The sequence below is a fragment of the Aureimonas ureilytica genome (genome assembly GCF_001475935.1).
GTDB lineage: Bacteria > Pseudomonadota > Alphaproteobacteria > Rhizobiales > Rhizobiaceae > Aureimonas > Aureimonas ureilytica_A.
The window spans coordinates 1-20661 of the sequence record NZ_LDQA01000018.1; the positions used below are offsets into that span (position 1 = coordinate 1).

The window sequence follows — 20661 nt, forward strand, 5'->3', positions numbered from 1 at the left end:
CCACCCCCCTTGCCCTTGCTACCCCCGGCCCTCGCCGGTCAGGCAGAGAGGCAGCTACGCTGCCCCTCGCCTTCCACTGGTGCCCCTGTGCAAAACTGCCTCACCTGTGGGCAGAACCTTGGCCGTGCCTCTGGAACGAATCCTGAACCCGTGCAATTTCTGTAACAGAAATCAAAACGGAGGGTACGGCCTTGGACACGATTGAACGCCGGGGCGGCCCCCGCTCAAAAGCTGGCAGGCCCAAAAGCGCCGCCACTCGCGTTGTGCGCCTTCCCGTGCCGATCGCCCAGATCGCCCGCCGCATGAACGAGCGCGGTTTCCGCGCGGGCGACGTGAACGCCTTTTTGGACGTGGAAGCCCGCATAGCCCAAACCGTGCCGCTCATGAGCGCGTCGGCGGCCTGTGGCTTCCCATCCCCGGCCGACGACTACATGGAAGGACCGCTGGACTTCAACGAACTGATGATTTCCAACCCAGCCGCCACCTTTGCCGTGCGCGTGTCGGGGGAGAGCATGACCGGGGCCGGGATTTTTCCCGGCGATATTGCCGTCATCGATCGATCGCGCGGCCCGGTTCATGGCTGCGTTGTGCTCGCGTGCCTGGACGGTGAATTTACCATCAAGCGGTATCTAATCCGTGCAGGCGTGGTCACGCTCAAGGCGGAAAACCCGGCTTTTCCGAACATCACCCTGGCCGAAGGGCAGGAATTTGAGGTTTGGGGCGTGGTTTCCGGCACCGTCCGCAAGTTCTGACCGTGCCCCAGCCCATTGTCGAATTAGGCCCCCCGCTTGCCGGGGGCACTCCAAGGGCTGGCAGCACGCAAACGCTGTTCGCCCTAGTCGATTGCAACAACTTCTACGCCTCATGCGAGCGGGTGTTTCAGCCCAAGCTCCGGGGCAAGCCGGTGGTGGTCCTGTCGAACAATGACGGGTGCGTCATCGCCCGATCGAACGAGGCCAAAGCGCTCGGCATCGACATGGGCGCGCCCTGGCACCTGAACCGCGACCGCTTCAAGAAAGCGGGCGTTATCGTCAGATCGAGCAACTACCCCTTGTATGGCGACATGAGCGCCCGCGTGATGCGGACCCTCTCCAACTTCACGCCCGAGCTTGAAGTTTACAGCATCGACGAGGCGTTTTTAAACCTCGCAGGCTTTGCCGACCCGGAGGCGCACAGCCGCGTCATGCGGGCCACCGTGCTGCAATGGACGGGCATTCCGGTATCGGTCGGCATAGCGCCTACTAAGACGCTGGCAAAGGTCGCCAACCGCCTCGCCAAGAAGACCCCGGAGAGTGGTGGCGTCCTGGTGCTGGCCGACGAAGCGGCGCAAACCGCCGCCCTCGCCCGCATCGAGCTAACGGACGTGTGGGGCATCGCCAACCGGATTGCCGTGCGCCTGGTTGAAATGGGCATCACCACACCGCTGGAATTGCGTGACGCCGACCCCCGAAAAATCCGCGCGGCCTTTGGCGTGGTCCTGGAACGCACCCTGTACGAATTGAGGGGCATTTCCTGCCTATCCTTGGAGGAACATTCCCCCGACCGGAAAAACATCATGGCATCCCGCTCATTCGGCCGCCCGGTCGAGAGTGCCGACGAGATGCAAGAAGCCGTCGCTACCTACATGAGCCGCGCGGCCGAGAAGATGCGCCGCCAAGGCCTGGTCACGGCCTCAATAACCGTATTCGTGAACACCAACCGTTTCCGGGAGCAGGACGCCCAATACTATGCCACGCAGACCGTCCGGCTGCCCGTAGCCACCGCCGACACCGGCAAGCTTATTCGGGCCGCCCTGCACGGCCTCAAGTGCATCTGGCGGCCGGGTTTCAGCTACAAGAAAGCGGGCGTGATGTGCCTGGACCTGCACCGCGCCGAGAACCTGCAAAACAGCCTCTTTCACCAGGCCGACGACCCCGGCCGGGTCGAGCTTATGCGCCTCATGGACGGGCTAAACCAGCGGTTTGGGCGGGGGGCCGTCCACTTTGCCGCCACCGGCACCAAGGGGTCGTTTGCGGGAGGGGGCGGAATCCTACGCTAAGGCTTTGGCCAGCGATATTCTCCGGTGAGATTGATGTGTTCCCATCCGAGCGGCGAGACATGGGCCAAGAGATCGGGCGATAGCAGCTTTCCATCGCGTTTGTGGTTGGCAACGACCTCGCCGAGCTTCATGGTGTTCCAGAAGATGATGATCGCGGCGAGCAGGTTCATGCCGGCGATCCGGTAATGCTGGCCTTCGGCGGAACGGTCGCGGATTTCGCCACGGCGATGGAAGCTGATTGCCCGCTTCAGCGCATGATGGGCTTCGCCCTTGTTGAGCCCGATCTGGGCGCGGCGTTGCAACTCGGCATCCAGAATCCAGTCGATCATGAACAGGGTTCGTTCGACACGGCCGACTTCCCGCAGGGCTGTCGCAAGTTCGTTCTGCCGAGGATAGGAGGCGAGTTTCCGCAGGATCTGGCTTGGCGCGATGCTTCCGGCGGCAATTGTGGCGGCGATCCGCAGGATGTCGGGCCAGTTGCGCTCGATCATGGCCTGGTTGATCTTTCCACCAATCAACGGCCTCAAATGCGCCGGCGCGTTCGACGGACTGAAGGCATAGAGTCGCCTGGACGGCAGATCGCGGATGCGTGGGGCGAAGCGGTAGCCGAGAATGGCGCACGCAGCAAAGACATGATCGGTGAAGCCGCCCGTGTCGGCAAACTGCTCCCGAATATGGCGACCGGCATCGTTCATTAGCAGGCCATCAAGGATATAGGGAGCTTCGCTTGCCGTTGCAGGGATCACCTGGGTCGCGAACGGCGCATATTGGTCCGAGACGTGACTATAGGCTTTCAGGCCCGGGGTATTGCCGTATTTCGCGTTGACCATATTCATGGCCTCACCTTGCTCTGTGGCGGCAAAGAACTGACCGTCGCTCGAAGCTGAGGTGCCCATGCCCCAGAACCGGGCCATAGGTAACGCCGTCTGCGCCTCGACCACCATGGCCAGCGCCCGATCATAGGCTTCGCCCTCGACATGCCACCTGGCAATGCGGATCAATTCCCAGAACGTGTGGGTGTTTGTCGCGTCAGCCATTTTGCGCAGGCCAAGGTTGACCCCCTCGGCAAGAATGACGTTCATCAGGCCGATCCGGTCGGCGCAGGGCGCTCCAGTGCGCAGATGCGTGAACGCTTCGGTGAAGCCGGTCGCTGCATCCACTTCCAACAAGAGATCAGTGATGCGTGTGGGCGGTATCTGCTTGTAGAGATCGAGCACCAGATCTTCGGCGCCGGTCGGCGCGGCGGCTTCGAGCTTATCGATATGCAGAACGCCATTTTCGATTGACCCGCCGGGAATCGTGCCTGCGCGAGCGGCACGGCCAAGCTCGCGCAACCGCATGTCGAGGCGAGCTTGCCGGTCTGCCAGCCATTCCTCCGGCCGCAATAGCACAGCGAGACGGCCGCCTTCCGCAACAGCTTGTGCCGGAATGAGTGCGTGTTTCAGATCGCCATAGCGCCGGGACCTGGCAAGCCAGACATCCCCGGAGCGGAACGCATCGCGCAGATGGAACAGCACCGCGATCTCCCATAGGCGGGTGTCGTCAGCCGTCTGGGCCCGAAGATGGCGATGCCATTTCGAGCTCGGCCGCAGGAAGCCAGTATGTGCGGCGTCGTTCAAACCGGCGCGCAGGGCCGTCACCGCTTCCAGAAGCGGCTGCGCGACTGGCGCAGCCCGCAAATCGAGCAGGCGCAACATACGCGGAGCGTATCGACGGAAGCGATGATATCCGTCGAGCACATGATTGAGCGGATCGTCAGTCATGGTGGCGGTTAGCCTGGCAGCCATCGCGACAAGGGTTTTGAAGCCGTCCCACCCTGATCCGGTTGCGATGACGGCGTCCAACGGCTGGCCGTCATCCTGCGCATCGACCAGGGCCCCGCCGATTTCGGCGAACGATTTCAGGGTGTCACGCACCGCGCTCGCTTCGTCCGCGACCTTTGCCTGGCAAATACGCTCCGAAGCACGGTAGAGACGGCCGACGATCCGGTCGTGGGTTTCGACCACGGCGTCGGCAAGCATCGCCTGCCATTCCGATACGCAGACGGCCAGAATCGCAAGCCGCCTGTCCTCCGGGAGATCGCGCATGCCGTCAGCATAGTACCGTTCGCCCTGCCTGCGCAGACGGGTCACCCGATGGGCAGGAACACCGGCAAGCAGATCCTCGGGAAGATCGACATGTTGCAGATATTCGAGCCGGTCGAGCAGCCGGTTGGCCGACGAAGAGTTCGAGCCGGGTTCAAACTGCCGCAGCCACACGAAGCGGGTCACCCGATCGTCAGCCGTCTCCTCGAGCAATGCCAGTAACTGTTCCCGGATCGGCACCGACAAGCGACTGGCGATCCTCGTCTCGATTTGCCGCTCGGCATCAACCAGAGCCGTGGCGCAGAGCCGCTCGATCGTGGATGTCGCGGGCAGGACGGTGCGGGTGCGTCGGCATTCAGCCACAAAGCGACGGCCAATGTCCTCGTTCGACACCGCCAGTTCGGCTTCCTGGAACAGCCAGTCCTTCAACTCACGCGCACCACCTCCGGAGAAAGTGCGGTATCCATAGATTGCCCGCAACTCGGCAAGGTGCTCGTGCCGCGTCTCCTCGCGGGCGGCATAGTCTACCAGATCATCGGCATGCAGACCGAGTTGAGCTCCGATAAATTCGACGACCTCAGCCGGTATCAGTTCGCCCGGGCCTAGCACCCGACCGGGATAGCGCAGAACGCACAATTGCAGGGCAAAGCCGAACCTGTTGTGAGCGCGTCGACGTTGCCTGATATGCCCGAGATCTTCATCGCTCAGCGTATAGTGTTTGAGCAAATCCGTCTGCGAGGTCGGCAGGCGCAACAGCACATCCTTCTGCCGACCGCTTAGGGTGACGCGCCGCGGCATTCATGCCCCTTCAGCAAAATTCGATGAATGACATGGGGAGAGATGCAATACCCCAGCTCTTTGAGTCAGAAGGACAAGCTAATTTCGGGCAATCATACCAATCGCTTGTGAATGGCCGCCCCTGGAGCCGACATCGACATCACAGAATGTCCGAGATGAGGACGAAAGCCGTGCGTTACTGACATCGAAACCCGACCGGCCGTTTTTACGCGGCCGCTCAGGTAAGCTGTGTCGGTTAGCTATTCGTCACAAAGTCAGGCGTTGACGTCGCTGTAATGTGCGCGTGCAACATGCGGGTGTGAACGAAGGCGCGCTTTTAGATGATTTGCACCGACATCATTCAGGATCGGATTTAGCGGATCAACCGTGACACCACGCTCGGCGTGCCTGATGTGCTCAGGCATATCAAACACGGGGATTTTTGCTCCATAGTAAGCGCCGAGGAAGAAAACGACCGAGTAGCGCTCCATCCCTTCTGGCGGAAGGGTCACGGCATGAACATCTGCGCGCACGAATCCATTTGTCACGAGCTCCAGCAGCTCACCGGTGTTAACGATGAAAGCCCCTGGGATCGGCGGTGCATCGATCCAATCTCCAGCTTCCGTTTTCACTTTCAGGCCCGGAACTTCGTCGTTCAGAAGGATGGTGACGAGGCCACCGTCCTTGTGAGCGCCGACGCCCTGCTCGGAGGTGGTTTGATCCTTGCCCGGATATCGAAGAATTTTGAGATGTTGGGCGGGATGTGGATCGAATATCGGAGCAAAAGCGTCAGGGCTCTGACCGAGCGCGACCGCAATGGCGCCAAGCACGTCCTTGGCGACGTGCGTTACTTCCGCCTGATACTCGAGAATCACGTTCTTCAATTCCGGCAACGCTTCGGGCCATTGATTGGGACCAATGACGCGTTTCCACAGAGGGTCGCTTTCTGAAAGCGCGACTGGCTCGCCCTCAGTGTCGAAATCGACCTGCTCCCGCCAGTCCCGCTTGCCGCCGGTCAGCTCGAAGCCAGCGCGGTTATAGCCCCTGAAACGGGGTGTTTTGACCATCTCAATGGCAAGCTTATCCTTTTCGGGCAGGGCAAAGAATGTTTTCGAGACCTCGAGAATGCGTTGGGTGGTCTCTTGGCTGACGCCGTGTCCAACGAGGTAGAAGAAGCCGTAGTCGTGCAGGATCTCGCGGAGCGACAGTATGAAAGTTTCGCGTTCAGCCGCGTCACCATGAAAACGCGAGATGTCAACCATAGGCAAAGAGATGGGGAGAGTGTCAGAAGGCATAGTTTTCCTAATGTGTTGGTTCGAACTTGTGTTGGGTAGTGGCAACAAGCAGCCGACAGTGCCGTCGCCTGCCGTCAGCGACATGGGTGCCATCCGGCTACGGACCCGCCCCTGCCTTGCGTACGGCCGGGCATAATGTGCAGGTGTGATGCGCATCCAGGGCTCCCCACTGAGGCCGATGTCAATCAGCCTCATGTGAAAGCAACAGCGCACTGCCCAACACCTGGGAGCTCGGTTGGGTCGGTCGCTATGCACCGCCTCACGTGTCAAATTTTTGCTCGAGGGGCGCCCAAACGCTTCAAGACCAAAGCTCTTTGGTCGCGAGCGCCGCCCCATCGGTAAGTGCCTTGAGTTTCAGCCAGGCGATTTTGGGATCGACAGGCAGGAAGTTCGCGAAAGTGGCGAATCCACAATCGGTTCCGGCTATGACACGCTCGCGACCGACAATGTTGGCGAACCGGACGATCCGTTCAGCAACAAGCTCAGGGTGTTCGACATAATTGGTGCAGGTGTCGATGACACCGGGCACAAGCACCTTGTCTTGCGGAATGGTCACCTCTTCAAACACGCGCCATTCATGGGCGTGGCGTGGGTTGGCTCCCTCGAAGAGAAGAGCCTGGGCGCGAAGGCCAAATATGAGATCGACGATGTCGGTCAGGGGGACGTCGTGATTATGCGGCCCTTCATAATTGCCCCAGCAAAGATGGACCCGAAGCCGGTCGGCGGGAATATTACGGGTGGCATGATTGATTATCTCAACCCGTTTGGCCACCTGCTTCCGGAATTCCCCGACTTCGAGCACCTTATGGCCGACATGCCGTCCCATCGCGAGATCCGGGGAGTCAATCTGAAGCAGAAAGCCGGCTTGGTGAATGGCCTCAAGTTCCGAGCGCATTCCTTCAGCGAGCGCTTCGATATACGCGTCTTCGCTGGGATAGAACTGGTTTTCCAGGAATATGGAGATGACGCCGGGCGACGCGGCACTGATGAAAGCGTCGGAAGCGGATACTTTCTGCGTGGCGGCTTTAAGATTGCTAATATCCTCGTTGACCGCGTCTTCCCCCCTGTAGCTGATCGGGCCAGTACAAGCAGGCATCGCTACATCGAGGCCCTTCAGGGCATGCGCCGCGAACTCCGGAACATCGTGCAGGTCAGCGATTGCGATACCTGAACCGCTGCCGTCAAATCCGCTTAGACGGTCTTTGACGTAGGTCGCATAGCCGATCTTGTTCGTCTCACCGTCGCTTACAATGTCGATGCCGACCTCTGCCTGTTTCCGGACGATTTCGATGACGGCGTCTCGAATATCCGCGGACAAATTCTCGTCGCCTGCTTGCTCTTCTCCGCGGTCTTTCCGTGTCAGGGCCTCCGCAAGCCAAGTTGGTCGTGGCAAACTGCCGGTGTGGGTGGTGAGAATCCTGTCCAAGCTCTGCTGCATTTCTTGCTCCCTTTGCTGGATGTTCAACGATCCACTGCCTTGCTAGGGGCACGCTAGCTCCGCTTCGTGACACAGAAATGAAAATTTCTCACTCTAATTGGGTATTGACTTGAGCGAATCGCAAATACCGCGCATCAATGATCGTGGAAACGGCGTTCCGCGAGAGCCGTGCATTGTTCATCAGAGGCTTGGGATAATTTCACATGAGGCTGACATCCAATTGCCGACCCACGATTGATGTCGCGGCCGTCGTTGAGACCGGAGCCGACGCTTTGCTCTTAGATCTCGATGGTACGCTGACCATCGGCGAGCATGCAGTCTGTGGCGCGGACCGCCTGCTTGCAAGCTATGCGGACCGCTTCGCCGTAATCACCAACAACTCCAGCGATCTGCCCGAAACAATTGCGCAGCGCCTCGCCGAATGCGGCCTTTCAGTTCCGGCATCGCGTATCTTCACGGCAGGAATGGCAATGATAGAGGCTCTCGCCGAACGGCAAGCGCCGACCTTGGCGCTCGTCTCGTCGGTCATGCGTGCCCGCGCTTTGGAGCGCGGTGTGCTCCTCGTCGATAAGCACGCTCACACCGTGGCGATCGGTCGTGATGCAGCGTTCGACTACCCCATGCTAACAAATGCGGCCAATGAGGTACGCTACGGTGCGCGACTTGTCGCGTCCAATCTCGACAACAACCATCCTGGCTCGTCCGGGACCATCGTGCCAGAGACCGGCGCGCTCGTTGCTGCCATTCTCGCCGCGGCAGGATCTCAGGACGTGGAGGTCATCGGCAAGCCATCGGTTCGCTTGGCTGAACTTGCCCTTGATGCGCTCGGATGCTCGGCCGCACGCTCGGTGGTCGTGGGTGATAATCCCGCCACCGATGGAGCGCTTGCGGCCTCGATTGGCTCTGCTTTCGTGCCCGTTATGGTGCGAACCGTCGACGTCAGAAGCGCTTCTCGGAGAGCACGCGTGCGCTGAGCTGTAGCTTTTCGGCTGAATGCTCGGGATTTCCAAGCGCGCAGCAGGACACCAGAGTGTCGATGATGGCGAGTTGCGCCACACGGCTCGACATGGCCTCCGGCCGATAGCGGGTCTCGTTCGCGACCGTATGGAGAACAACGTCGCAATGACGTGCGAGGGGCGATTTGCCGAGACGCGTGATGCCGATCGTCTTAGCGCCAGCTTCCTGTGCGAGACGGGTCGCTAGAACCGTTTCAACTGTGCTGCCGGAATGAGAAACGGTGATCGCGGCCACCTCGCTGGATGCCATCGCTGCGGTAACGGCCTGGACGTGTGAGTCGACGATTGCTCTGGCATCCAGCCCAAGCTGGAGCAAACGGTATCCGAGATCCTGAGCGATGGGTGCCGACGAACCGATTCCATAGACCTCGATGCGGCGGGCGTTCTGCAAGATCGCGATGGCGCGTTCCAGCGCTTCAGGCGAAAGGAGCTTGCGCGTCTCGGCGAGCGAGGCGGCATGTGCGCTGAAGATGCGCTCGCCGACGCGCGTGAAGTCGTCCGTTTCCTCAAGGTCTTCCTGGATGAAGCGAACCGGCTCGACGAGGTCGCGCGCCAGCAGGATCTTCAGGTCCTGAAAACCTCCGGCGCCGACGCGGCGGCACAGGCCGACAACGCTGCCCTCGCTCGCGCCGGTTTGCTCCGCGAGTTCGGTGATCGACATGCGGATCACGTCCTCAGCGTTAGCCTCGATATAGGAGGCGATCCGCCGGGCGGTTGGAGGAAGATCGTCCCGCGAATGCCGAATGCGGGCGAGCATGCCATTCTGGGCAATTTTAGGAGTCACGGGAGGGGGGTGTTGCTCTGATCTGGACATAGCGGATGTTAGCGGGCTCAGCGAGTCATAGCAAAGATATGGGCAGCGGAACGCATCCCGCTGCCCTTGCGACGGACAATGCGAAGATAAGGCTACTTTTTATCCACGCTGACCAGCGTTTCCACTTCATGCGCCGCCTGCTTGATTCCCTCTTCCGGGCTAACTTGCCCGGCAACGATCGCCTGAAGGCTGTCGCGGATCACATCGATGCTCTTCAATGTGTTTTGCCCCGGAAATGCATACCACGTGAAAATATACGGGATTTGTTCGACGGAGATCTTGAAGTTTGGGTTCTCCTCGTAGAACGACGCCAGCCGTTTTGTGCCCTCCTCGTGCATGGGCATATAGCCTGAACCAGGGACCATGATTGCGGTGCCGATCGGCCCTGCGGCGAACATGGCGTATTCGTAGGCAGCCTTGGCCTCCTCCGGATCATCGGTGATGATCATAGCGGCATTACCGCCTGAAGGCAGGCGCCGCTCGCCGGTCGAGCTTTCTGGCCAGAAGGCGGTGCGGATGTCGAAGTTCGCTTTATCCTGAACGCCGGCGAGCCAAGCCGTTGACGAGAAGTAGAACCCGACCTGGCCGGCGATGAAGGATTGCTCGCCTTGCGCGCGGGTCCAGTTCTCCATCACTCCCTCGTCCACGAAGGAGCGCAGAAGCCTGACTGCCCGCAGGCCCGGCTCTTCATCGAACGTCACCTCGGTCTCGGCCTCGTTCATCATCGACCCGCCTTCTGAATACACGAGGACCTGGAAGTCCCAATTGCCGGTGATGAGATAGTCATAAAATAGACCAGTCGTACCCGGAACGGCGGCCTCGATCGCCTTGGCGGCTTCGATGACTTCGGGCCATGTGGTCGGCGGGGCGGAGGGGTCGAGCCCAGCCTTTTCGAAGAGATCGGCGTTGAAGTACATGATCGGCGTAGAGATGGCGAACGGAATTGCCATCTGCTTCTCATCGAAGCGACCGAGCTCCATCATGGTCGGGTAGTAGCCGCCTTCCTTCCATCGCGGATCCTCGGCGACGAAGGCGCTGAGATCATGGGCCTGACCCGCGTCAACAAACTGGCGAATTTGGTTGACGCCCTGGAACGTTAAAGTCGGGGCGTTGCTCTGCGGGATGCCAGAAAGCGTCCGCTGAACAAGTTGCTCGTAGTCGGGCTGCGGAGCTTCGAGCGTCACCTTGATGTTCGGGAACTCCTTGTTAAACTCGGCGATGATCTGCTCGTGGATCGGCCGGAAGATGGCGCCGTATGCGTGCGCTACGGTGATCTCCACCTCCTGCGCCATGGCGGCTGGAACGAGAGCGCCGAGCCCGATCGCGGCGCCGGCGAGAAGTCTGATCAAATGCATCATGCTTGGTGCTCCATATCATCGATGAAATGCGGGCTCATCCTTTGAGGCCCGAAAGCGTGACGCCTTCCACGAAGCGCCTGCGGGCGATCAGGAAGGCGATGACGAGTGGCATCACGACAAGGGTGGCGGTCGCCATCATGGGGCCAACCTCATTGCCGCCTTCGTTGGAGGCGAATATCGAGATGCCGAGCGGCGGTGTGGCGCGCTCAATCGAGGTGACGACGAGCAGCGGCCAAAAGAAGTCGTTCCAATGGGTGACGACTGAGAAGATGCCGAAGGCCGCAAGAGCGGGAAGCACCTGCGGCACGACGACGAACCACAGGGTGTAGGCTTCCGACGCGCCGTCCATGCGAGCGGCATCAATAAGTTCCTGAGGAACGGTCCTGAAGCTCTGGCGCAGCAGGAAGATGCCGAATGCGCTGCTGGCGAACGGGATGATCAGCGCTGCATAGGTGTCGAGAAGCCGGGCTTCGGCCAGCATCATGTAGACCGGGATCGCGGTCACTTGGGGCGGGATGAGCAGGACCGCCAGGACCGTGGACATGATGAGGCCGCGGATGCGGAAGTTCTTGCGGGCAAGGACGTAGGCGGCGGGTATGATCGTTAGATATTGCAGGACCAGGATGCCTAGCGTGACGATCACGCCGTTGATGACGAACGTGCCGGCATAGCCGACGGTCCAGGCCTCGACATAGTTCGCGAAATCCCATTCCCGGGGCAGGAAGGCGATGTCGGGTGTGTAGATCTCGTTCTCAGGCTTCAGCGACAGGCTCAGCATCCAGGCGAAGGGCAAGAGCATCACGAGGCCGCCGGCGCCGAGGGCCAGATTGATGACGAGGTTCTTTATGCGCATGGCCGTCACCCCTCAGCCGTAATGGACGCGCCGATCGAAGACGCGCATCTGGTAGAGGGTGAGAGCGAGCATTACGAGGAAGAACAGCGTTGCGATCGCCGCCGCGATTCCGGTCCGGAAATAGATGAAGCCTTCCTGATAGAGCGTATGCAGGACGATCTCGCTCGCTCCATTGGGTCCGCCCTCGGTCAGGACACGCACAACGTCGAAGATCTGTAGTGACTTGATGATGGTGATGATCAGGACGAACAAGGCCGTCGGTCCAAGCATGGGCCAGGTGACATGCACGAACCGATCGAGGCCGGTGCGGGCGCCGTCCATCTCCGCCGCCTCGTAAAGGTGGCGCGGAATGGCAAGCAGGCCCGCCAGGAAGAGGACCATGTAGTAGCCGACGAGCTGCCACATGGAGATGAAGCCGATCGTATAGAGAACCAGATCGGGATCGTTCAGCCAGTTGATGGGCTCCAGACCGAGCTGACGCAGCGCCCACGCGACCATGCCGACCTGCGGATGCAGCACCCACTGCCAGACGATCGCCATGGCGATCAGTGTCGAAGTAACCGGGAGGAAGTAGACCGTCTGCCAAAACGAGGCGAGGCGCGCCTGCGAATGGATCGCAAGCGCCAGCAGCAGCGCCATAAAAAACGAGCTGGGAATGACGAAGAGGTTCAGCTTCAGCGTATTCCAAAGCGTCCCGGCGAAATGGCTGGAAGCCAGAAGCGTTCGGTAATTGTCGAGGCCGACGAAGGACAGCGAGCGCGCACCGAGCCGCCAATCGGTGAAAGACAGCGCGATCGTCGCGAAGGTCGGTAGGATGAAGAAGACGAGAAGGACCGCCACCGCCGGGATTAGATAAGCGGGGTTCGCGATTATAGGCGTGCGTTCGAAGCCTTGATCGGTTCGAGAAGCATCGGCGGCGATTGAGCCTGGCTCGGTGATCGCGCTCATGCCGCAGCCCTCATTCGTTCGCCGCGCCGGCGTGATCCGGCTGCATCGAACAGCAACGCGCTGTTCCAATCAGGCCGCACTGCGATCTCATGGCCGGGAGAGAGGCCCGCAGCCTGTGCAGGCTGCACCCGGACGCAGATGTCTTCCCCGCCCAGCGACATATGCAGAATTGCTTCGTTGCCGAGATGCTCGACAATGTGGATGTGGCCACGCAGCGCGTGTGGGTGATCCACCGGACACAGATGTAGCGCCTCGGCTCGCAGCCCGACACGCAGAGCCCCCTTTCGCGGTGCCGGCGCACCATCGAGCTCGCCCGGCATGTCGCGGATCGGTTGCCCGCCGAGGAATGCATTCCTGTCCTCGATGCGAAGGTCGAGGACATTGATCTTGGGCAGGCCAATGAACTCGGCCACGAAGAGGTTGGCCGGGTCGTTGTAGAGTTCGAGCGGAGGGCCGACCTGCTGAAGGCATCCTTCATTCATAAGCACGATCCGGTCGGACATCGTCATCGCCTCGCCCTGGTCGTGCGTAACGTAGAGGAACGTGACGCCGAGCCGGCGATGCAGGTCGATGATCTCGGCCCGGGTCGTCGCGCGCAGCTTGGCGTCGAGGTTCGACAGCGGCTCGTCCATTAGAAATAGCTTGGGCTGACGCACCATGGCTCGTGCCAGCGCGACGCGCTGGCGCTGTCCGCCTGAAAGCTCGGCCGGCTTGCGTCGGGCCAAATGGTCGATCCCAAGCATCCGACAGACTGGATCAACACGCGCGGCGATTTGGTCGTCGACGAGGCGCCGGCCGGGAGCAAGACGCCTCAGCCAGGGCAGGCGCATGATCATCGGTTCCTGCATCAACAGGGGGAAGGCGACGTTCTCGAGAACGGTCTTGTGCGGATAGAGCGCGTAGTTCTGAAAGACCATAGCGATATTGCGCTCGCTCGGGGGCAGATGCTGGATGGACTTGCCTCCCATGCCGATCTCCCCCGCCGTGGCGGTCTCGAGGCCCGCGATCATGCGGAGGAGCGTGGATTTTCCGCATCCGGACGGACCCAGCAGGCTGATGAACTCGCCGCCGGCGATATCCAGCGAAACGTCACGCACCGCCTCGAATGAATGAAAACGCTTACAGACACCTTTGAGGCTTATAGACGTCATTCGAATTCCTTCCGGTCGCGAGCTTCAGATCGGCTCGCGCACGGCAGGGGAGTAGCAGCGTCAGATGACAGATGTGTGTAAGTCTCATTTGTTGTGAGTCTCGCATTAAAATTTTCTCATCGTGATGTCGCAGTTCTGCTATTCGAACCGGCTACCGGCTATGCATGCTGTGCTGAGAGGAAAGGAATTCACACTGATGAAGATCGTTCAGATTACCGACCTGCATCTCGGACCTCCCGGCGAACGCGTGTTTGGCCTCGATCCGTGGATGCGTCTCGAAGCCTGCATCGCGAACGTCAACCTGAACCATGCGGATGCGGATCTTGTGGTGTTCACCGGAGACCTCGCGCATAACGGCGAGGAAGCCGCCTATGTAGAGTTGAGGATGCGCCTACAAGAACTTAAGGCGCCCTTCCGCCTGCTAATCGGCAACCACGACGATCGTGCGACCTTCCGTCGGATTTTCCCTCAGGCGCCGGTCGATGATGCCGGCTTCGTTCAATCAAGAATTCAGACCGCCGCGGGAAACCTGATTTTTCTCGACACGAATGAACCGGGCACTCATGCGGGTCGTCTCTGCGCCGCGCGTCGGACATGGCTCGAGGACGCGCTCGGTGCCAATCCGGGGCCAGCATTCCTGTTCATGCATCATCCCCCGCTGAGCCTGCACCTTGCGCCAATGGACGCAATCAGGCTACGAGATGCCGAGGCCCTCGGCGAAATTCTTTCCCGTCATGGGGAGGTGCGACACATCTTCTTCGGACATGTGCATCGACCGATCGCAGGAAACTGGCGGGGCATCCCGTTCTCCTGTCTGCGTGGCACGAATCACCAGGTCTGGCTGGACTTCACGGCAGAAAGCGAAATTCCGTGCAGCCTCGAGCCACCGGCCTACGCTGTCGCATTCATTCAGCCGGAGCAGGTGGTCGTTCACACACATGACTTTCTCGACGCGAGCCCGAAATACGCTTACGATCCTGATCTGTCATCGGATGAACAGGTCAAACTGGTTTAGGCACCCAACTAATGGCTCGTAGTCACTTGGCGAGGTTGCTTGCCGTGTCGCCTACTTGCGATGAGCGATAATTCTGCACTTGGTATGAGCGACGGTTTAAGCCACGGCGGCGGTTAACTTCAGGTCCGCTTTCAGCAATACCGCTTGACGGCCCAAGGTCCGATAGACCGTCGGCCGGGAAATCGAAAACACCTCGGCAAGATCGCTGACCGAGTATTCGCCGGTATCGTACATGCGGAGCAGCTCTTTTTGCTGGCGATCGGAGAGCTTCGGCTTCTTTCCGCGTAGCTTTCCCCTGGAACGTGCGAGCGCCATGCCCTCGCGCGTTCGCATCCGGATCAGGTCGGCCTCGAACTCGGCGAAAGTCGCAAGGATATTAAAGAACAGCCTACCCATCGGATCGGACGGATCATGAATGCTGGCGCCGATCTGCAACCTCACCCCCCGAGAGGCAAGGTCATCCCCGATCTCGCGTGCGTCAGGGACGGAACGTGCAAGCCGGTCGAGCTTGGACACGACAAACGTATCGCCACTGCGTGCGGCGGCCAGCGCTTGGTTCAGACCGGGCCTTGCTCGGTTTGAGCCGGTAAAACCGTAATCTGTGTAGATGCGATCAGCCGCAACCCCGAGTTTCTGCAGAGCTTCCATTTGCGCTGCGAGATCCTGTTTGTCGGTTGAGCAGCGGGCGTAACCGATGAGTATGTTCATCATCTTAGAATCTGTAACGTAAGAGGCCCCTTCAACGCAAGAAATATAGTACCATTCAAATGAGACAACCGACTTCCGGCTAAACTGAGCCTTTCGGGCCCATCGAAATGTGACGGAACAATCGTCCGTTGAACGACCCTCATTCGGACAGGAGGTTGGGACAGATCGCACAGGCTTTGCGCTTAGCGTAGGATTCCGCCCCCTCCCGCAAACGACCCCACCAAGCAGGAATGGAAGCTGCGCAGCGAACACCTTTCCAGCCGCTACAGCACCAACTTTAGCGAGCTTCTGCGGGTCTAGGCAGCCCGCTAGAGCGCTTGTTTGTTTGGATAAACCCTATGCTTGGGGCAATATGAATTCATGGCTATATCGAAAGAACTGGATTCACTTGCTTTTGCCGTCTATGGCGATGAATGGGCAACGCGTAAAACAATGGCTCAAGAAAGAGCTTTGCTTATCCGTCTTTCGATACAAAGTTTTGGTTCAATCCAAGAGAGCTACATTCAAAAAAAGTCCGTTGAGGACGAAATGCGGCTAATGAAAGAGATTTTGTCCTACGTAAACTTCCACGCCGACACCGACCCCGACGAGCCTGTGAGCAACACGCAGATCAACTAGCACGCCCTATGTCGGAATAGGCTCAAAGCTGCGGCGGCCAGGGTAGGTGACTCATTCATGGCCACCCATCACAGCTGCCCGTTCTGGAACCCACGGTTTCGTGAAGTGTGCCCTGCACAACCGCCATGGACAGCGATTCCGCACCCCTATACCGTGTAAAGTATGCGTGAGGATTGGGGAGTCCTAGCACCTTGTTCAGCACATAAAGCCTGAAAACACCGCAGCAACTCCATCTCATCCGTAAGCAAGCGATTGTTTCGCAGCTAACGCATTAGTGCGCTCCTATCTAGACTTTCTGTAAATGTATTTTCTCAGCCAGCGTGTCGCAAACTCTATGAGCATTGCGACTGGCAGCAGTACGTGCATCACGCCGAAAAAACGTCCTACAGGGTTCCATAGCGTCCACAATTCCTTAAACGGCCCGAACCACATCGCAGCGCAAAAGAGGATTATGTAGGCATATACAGCTGCCAGAATGATGGCCCCAAACGTGTCTATCTGAACCTTAAACATGCTTGTGAAGTATTCTTTGACCGGCGGGAAGACGGCAAAGAACAACATCGCAGGTGCGATAAAACCTAGGTACAGAATTGAAAGCTTAAAATTGCTTTCACTAGTGAATGTGACGTTCCTGTGCATCAACTCACCTAGGAACGGTGATTCAATCATCAACAGAACCATAATGGTCCTAACACCGGCTGCGAGCAATTTGCCTTCAAAAGTGTGAACTTGCATTCTTACTTATAGTCTCAAAGACAAGTATCGCAAACACCTTATCGGGGAAGATTGAAATGTCCGTCTTCAAGTCCACCACTGATGCTACCACCGCCCTTAAGTTCGCTCAGATGGCACAAGCGGCCTATTATGACTGGATGGTTCCTCCAGCTGGTTGGACAGCCGTCACCATGGGCCAACTTGGCCTTGGAAATGGAAGCAATGACGCCAGCACCGTTTGGCATGGCGCATTTGGTACGGGCGCTCAAGCCCGTGTCTTCACTAACGGAACAGAAGTTACGGTTGCAATTGCAGGCACACAAACCGACAACTACCAAATGGGCTATGCTGACTGGATGCAGAACGTCCGAGTTGGCCAAGGGCTGACGGATTATAAGCTCAATTTCATTGCTCTAGTTGACGCTGTTAAGACGTTTTCGGAAGCTCCAGCAACTGACCTAGCTGTTTCTTTCACCGGACACAGCTTGGGCGCGGCGGCTGTTAATCAGATCGCTGAGAGTAACGCCTTTGGCCAGCTGCCCAGCACAACGAAATACTATGGGTTTGAATCCCCTTACGTATTCAATCCCCCTGCAAGCCATCAAGCGCATGGGGACGTGATGAATTGGGGCGTTGAGTTCGACCTAGTTTCCGGCTTGGGATTGGGTTCGGGCAACCCTGAGTATGGGCAGAATATCTACCTAAAAAGCGATTTTGGCTTAACCTCCGATCTGTTCACCGTGCATTCAATTGATACGCAGGTGAGAATAATCGAAACCATCAATAAGTCCGCATTTTTTACGGAGCTAAACACTCCCGCCACTCCGAACGAATCCCCGTCAACCGTATTCATTACCGACCAGTATGGTTTCGGCAATCATGATTTCAGCGGCTCCATACCAATGGATGGGGCCTATATTATTGGTAGCAACAATTGGGAAAGAATTACTGGAAGCATCCATGACGATCGCATCGACGGCGGCGGTGGTAATGACATTATTATTGGTGGAGCAGGTGAAGATATTGTCGCTGGCGGCGGCGGCGCTGACACATTTATCTTCAGCAGCGTACCGGTTGACGGTCTCCCAAACGTGTTCTCACCAGAACTGGACTTTGTGAAAGACTTCCAAGTCATGGCCTACGAAGGTCAATGGAACTGGAATCCGGACACCATGGAATGGGTTTGGCAAGGGGGTTTTATCAAGGACGTCATAGACCTTACGGCTGTACGCGGCATCGCGGACTTCCAAGGATTTGCTGCCGCACTGGAAGATACCGCAGCAGGTCTGCGCATCGAGGGTTCCCACGACACGATATACTTGCAGGGCGTGACCAAGCTTGAGATGCTTGGAAGCTTCCAAGACCTTGGCGGCGGGTTCATGTTCAGCGAGAATGTCAGGTATAATTCATCGCCGTACATGAGCGGTAATCCCTACATGAGCAGCGAGATTAACCAGGCAATGACTGGTCAGATAAACGGCTACGATGACAACACCCTGTCGAGCGAACTGGTGTATTCGGCCGATCCTGTCAATAATCCGCTCGGTTTTAGCATTGCTTCTGATGGCACATATACATGGAGCTATAGCGGCCCACCAATCCCCACAGATGGCAGTGCCTATGGTTACGCCGAAGAAGCCCACGTCACAATTATCGACAAGTATGGTGCTGAAAGCGATGTGACTTTGTACGGAACATTCTACAGCTACGGCATGGCCTGATATAAGCGGCTATTCAGCGAAAGCCCCTCAACGAGGGGCTTTTTGCTGTGTCAAAAAAACGACCGTTTGTTGGACAGTAACCGGAAGCCCCTTGCGAGGGGCTTTTTCGGGTCCGAATGTGTCAAGAAACTATGTCAATAAATCAATTGTCAAGAAAACCCTATTGTGGGACTATCTTGACATGTTGATCGGCTACGCCCGCGTCTCACGCGAAGACCAGAACCTTGACCTGCAACGGGACGCGCTGAACCGTGCCGGGTGCCACAAGATTTACGAGGAAAAGAAATCCGGCCGCGCCGGCACCAAGCGCCCCGCCTATGCGGACGCCCTGGCCTACCTGCGGCCCGAAGACCAGCTGGTGGTTTGGAAGGTGGACCGTCTCGGCCGTTCACTGCGCGAAATGATCGAGACCGCCCACGACCTTCAACAGCGCAATATCAAGGTGCTGTCCCTGACCGAGAACATCGACACCGAGACGGCCACCGGCCGCATGATGTTCAACATGCTTGGGACCGTGGCTGAGTATTTTCTGGACCTCAACCGTGAACGCACCATCGAGGGCATTAAGGCCGCTGCCGCGCGCGGCCGGTTCGGCGGGCGTCAACTTGCCCTCTCCAAGGAAGACCAGGCTGTGGCAAAGGCCCTGCTGGCCGATCGGAGCATTCCGGTTGCCCAGGTCGCCAAGCGGCTCGGCGTCAGCCGCCAGACCCTTTACACCTACTTTCCCAACCCAAGAGCCGCCAAGGAGGCCTAACCCATGAGTGAGCGCATATGCCTCCAACATGTCGATGAATCCCGCAACATGCGCCGGTTCTATGTCCTGGACATTCAGCCCAACCTTTTCGGGGAATGGGTACTGGTCCGGGAAAACGGCCGTATCGGCAGCCCCGGCCGCGTGATCGAGAAGGTGTTTAACTGCCCGGTCGAAGCCCAGCGGCGGTTCGCCCAGCTGATGCGCGAGAAGACCCGCAAAGGCTACCAGTGACGAGGCAGGCTTTTCAAATCTGAAAGGCCACTGCACATGTCGTTCAAATCTGTAACGCTTGCCAATCAGTCAGCCATCCCGCTTAATGCAGCATGACGGATTCAGTAAGGCACGGAGAGAGTATCAACGACATTTTAGAAATGTACGTTGGCGAACAATGGCGGAACGCGGGAACGCCAGAGCAGAAGCTGCCCCTTCTAAAAAGTGCCCTTGATAAGATTTCCGAGGCTACAAATTTACGCGCAGTCGTTGAGTTAGATTTTGGCGACCTGATTATAAAGCAGATGGCTTTGATGGATGAAATTGCTTCCATCGAGTCCCCGGATTGCTTCAATAATCACAAAGAAAATATCAGCTACACGTTCCCAATATTTGTGAAGGGTTAGAAGCGCCTGACGCTTGAACCACCTTTAGCGCGCGCGGACCATCTGGGAAAAGGGAAGCCGAAAAACAAACATGCCCCGGAGGTATGCAGAGCAGGGACCAACCAGGGCTTCCACGCGAGATAAGGCAGAATTTCCCGGTGATTGGCAAGCTTTAACCCGCCATGGAACCTAAGAACCATGAGGCCATGATTCTTAGGTTCCATGGTTCCGCGTCAATCGAAGATGCTACCGACCGGCAACGGCTTGGCCTTCCCTTGAACTGGTAACTGCCATCTCCCTCGCACACGGGCTGTTTCAATGACCCCTTTGAGCTTTAGCCGGTGCAGATGCGTCCGAAACGTGCTGGCCTTCAAGTCGAATGTCACCATTTTGGCTTGGGCGTACAGTTCCTCGCTGGACATGGGAGACTTGGCCGTCAAAGCGTCCACGACACGGCGTTCAATCATGACGCGGTTCACGCTGTTCTTACGGTTCACATCGTGGACGCCTGACATTTCCTGGCGGGCCTTAATCAGCTGGCGCTCCAGGGCGCGCTTCTCGGCTGTCAGTTCCGAGATTCTACCGTTGAGAGATTCGATTTCCTGTTGCAAGCGACGCTCATAAGCGGCCGAGCTAAGCGCCTTTTCCATGTTGCATTTCCTTTTTTGCAACAAAATAACGTTTCATATTGGGGAAAAAGTCAAGGATTTACGCCGCTTTTAGCCGATTGACAAAGCCTTGTGAGCATGCTAGTGACAACGTC

Annotated in this window: 21 protein-coding genes; 10 read left to right on the forward strand and 11 right to left on the reverse strand. The window is 58.2% G+C overall.

The genetic code is table 11. The features are described 5' to 3' along the window. The first annotated feature begins 191 nt into the window (after positions 1–191). Together NS365_RS07365 and NS365_RS07370 are read left to right on the forward strand one after the other, a co-directional pair. Complete coding sequence (locus tag NS365_RS07365) at positions 192–752, forward strand: LexA family protein (RefSeq protein ID WP_244498394.1); 561 nt, start codon at positions 192–194, stop codon at positions 750–752. Between the two features lie 74 nt (positions 753–826). Further along, positions 827–2038: a Y-family DNA polymerase gene (locus NS365_RS07370; protein ID WP_153003697.1), complete on the forward strand. Its 1212-nt coding sequence runs from the start codon at positions 827–829 to the stop codon at positions 2036–2038. On the opposite strand, the gene NS365_RS07375 is transcribed toward NS365_RS07370, so the two are convergent. The 3 genes from NS365_RS07375 to NS365_RS07385 all read right to left on the reverse strand — a co-directional run bounded on the left by NS365_RS07375 (position 2035) and on the right by NS365_RS07385 (position 7632). Continuing rightward, the gene (locus NS365_RS07375; protein ID WP_058599640.1) at positions 2035–4920 is read right to left on the reverse strand and encodes a Tn3 family transposase; all 2886 of its coding nucleotides are present in this window, start codon (positions 4918–4920) and stop codon (positions 2035–2037) included. The two genes, NS365_RS07370 and NS365_RS07375, sit on opposite strands and share 4 nt — an antisense overlap. Positions 4921–5174: 254 nt before the next feature. Next, positions 5175–6194, reverse strand: coding sequence for an isopenicillin N synthase family dioxygenase (locus tag NS365_RS07380; protein WP_058599641.1), 1020 nt, complete (start codon positions 6192–6194; stop codon positions 5175–5177). A 298-nt stretch (positions 6195–6492) separates the two neighbouring features. Beyond that, positions 6493–7632 carry a cobalamin-independent methionine synthase II family protein gene (locus NS365_RS07385; protein WP_192843510.1) on the reverse strand — a complete coding sequence of 380 codons (1140 nt, stop codon included), beginning with the start codon at positions 7630–7632 and terminating at the stop codon, positions 6493–6495. A gap of 203 nt (positions 7633–7835) precedes the next feature. Here NS365_RS07385 and NS365_RS07390 point away from each other — a divergent pair, with 203 nt between their 5' ends. Continuing rightward, positions 7836–8606: an HAD family hydrolase gene (locus tag NS365_RS07390; RefSeq protein ID WP_058599642.1), complete on the forward strand. Its 771-nt coding sequence runs from the start codon at positions 7836–7838 to the stop codon at positions 8604–8606. On the opposite strand, the gene NS365_RS07395 is transcribed toward NS365_RS07390, so the two are convergent. The 5 genes from NS365_RS07395 to NS365_RS07415 all read right to left on the reverse strand — a co-directional run bounded on the left by NS365_RS07395 (position 8572) and on the right by NS365_RS07415 (position 13772). After that, positions 8572–9462 (reverse strand): MurR/RpiR family transcriptional regulator, encoded by an 891-nt coding sequence (locus NS365_RS07395; protein ID WP_082640617.1) that lies wholly within the window; start codon positions 9460–9462, stop codon positions 8572–8574. The genes NS365_RS07390 and NS365_RS07395 overlap by 35 nt on opposite strands. Positions 9463–9554: 92 nt before the next feature. Further along, a complete protein-coding gene (locus NS365_RS07400) occupies positions 9555–10820 on the reverse strand; it encodes an ABC transporter substrate-binding protein (RefSeq protein WP_058599644.1) in 1266 nt (421 codons plus the stop codon). A 34-nt stretch (positions 10821–10854) separates the two neighbouring features. Then, a complete protein-coding gene (locus NS365_RS07405; protein ID WP_192843509.1) occupies positions 10855–11673 on the reverse strand; it encodes a carbohydrate ABC transporter permease in 819 nt (272 codons plus the stop codon). Positions 11674–11685: 12 nt separating this feature from the next. Beyond that, positions 11686–12621, reverse strand: a complete 936-nt coding sequence (locus NS365_RS07410) for a carbohydrate ABC transporter permease (RefSeq protein ID WP_082640616.1) — start codon at positions 12619–12621, stop codon at positions 11686–11688. Continuing rightward, positions 12618–13772, reverse strand: coding sequence for an ABC transporter ATP-binding protein (locus NS365_RS07415; protein ID WP_058599646.1), 1155 nt, complete (start codon positions 13770–13772; stop codon positions 12618–12620). Before NS365_RS07415 ends, NS365_RS07410 begins: the two co-directional genes overlap by 4 nt. 196 nt (positions 13773–13968) lie before the next feature. Between NS365_RS07415 and NS365_RS07420 the strand changes: the two genes are divergently transcribed. Beyond that, positions 13969–14787: a phosphodiesterase gene (locus tag NS365_RS07420; RefSeq protein WP_058599647.1), complete on the forward strand. Its 819-nt coding sequence runs from the start codon at positions 13969–13971 to the stop codon at positions 14785–14787. Between the two features lie 96 nt (positions 14788–14883). Here NS365_RS07420 and NS365_RS07425 read toward each other — a convergent pair whose 3' ends face one another. Continuing rightward, complete coding sequence (locus NS365_RS07425) at positions 14884–15498, reverse strand: recombinase family protein (RefSeq protein ID WP_058599648.1); 615 nt, start codon at positions 15496–15498, stop codon at positions 14884–14886. A 189-nt stretch (positions 15499–15687) separates the two neighbouring features. Here NS365_RS07425 and NS365_RS25325 point away from each other — a divergent pair, with 189 nt between their 5' ends. Further along, positions 15688–15795, forward strand: coding sequence for a DUF4113 domain-containing protein (locus NS365_RS25325; protein WP_082684487.1), 108 nt, complete (start codon positions 15688–15690; stop codon positions 15793–15795). Between the two features lie 60 nt (positions 15796–15855). Then, positions 15856–16113 (forward strand): hypothetical protein, encoded by a 258-nt coding sequence (locus NS365_RS07430; RefSeq protein WP_153003693.1) that lies wholly within the window; start codon positions 15856–15858, stop codon positions 16111–16113. 282 nt (positions 16114–16395) lie between these two features. On the opposite strand, the gene NS365_RS07435 is transcribed toward NS365_RS07430, so the two are convergent. Beyond that, positions 16396–16794 carry a hypothetical protein gene (locus NS365_RS07435; protein ID WP_193753408.1) on the reverse strand — a complete coding sequence of 133 codons (399 nt, stop codon included), beginning with the start codon at positions 16792–16794 and terminating at the stop codon, positions 16396–16398. Positions 16795–16904: 110 nt separating this feature from the next. Here NS365_RS07435 and NS365_RS24450 point away from each other — a divergent pair, with 110 nt between their 5' ends. The 4 genes from NS365_RS24450 (at position 16905) to NS365_RS07455 (ending at position 19919) form a co-directional block, all read left to right on the forward strand. After that, positions 16905–18548: a hypothetical protein gene (locus tag NS365_RS24450; RefSeq protein ID WP_058599651.1), complete on the forward strand. Its 1644-nt coding sequence runs from the start codon at positions 16905–16907 to the stop codon at positions 18546–18548. 181 nt (positions 18549–18729) lie between these two features. Then, positions 18730–19302: a recombinase family protein gene (locus tag NS365_RS07445; RefSeq protein WP_058599658.1), complete on the forward strand. Its 573-nt coding sequence runs from the start codon at positions 18730–18732 to the stop codon at positions 19300–19302. A 3-nt stretch (positions 19303–19305) separates the two neighbouring features. Then, positions 19306–19533 (forward strand): WGR domain-containing protein, encoded by a 228-nt coding sequence (locus NS365_RS07450; RefSeq protein WP_058599652.1) that lies wholly within the window; start codon positions 19306–19308, stop codon positions 19531–19533. A gap of 92 nt (positions 19534–19625) precedes the next feature. Further along, positions 19626–19919, forward strand: a complete 294-nt coding sequence (locus NS365_RS07455) for a hypothetical protein (protein ID WP_153003696.1) — start codon at positions 19626–19628, stop codon at positions 19917–19919. 212 nt (positions 19920–20131) lie between these two features. Here the strand turns inward: NS365_RS07455 and NS365_RS07460 are convergent, their stop codons facing one another. Beyond that, complete coding sequence (locus tag NS365_RS07460; protein ID WP_058599654.1) at positions 20132–20548, reverse strand: helix-turn-helix transcriptional regulator; 417 nt, start codon at positions 20546–20548, stop codon at positions 20132–20134. Positions 20549–20661: the final 113 nt, after the last annotated feature.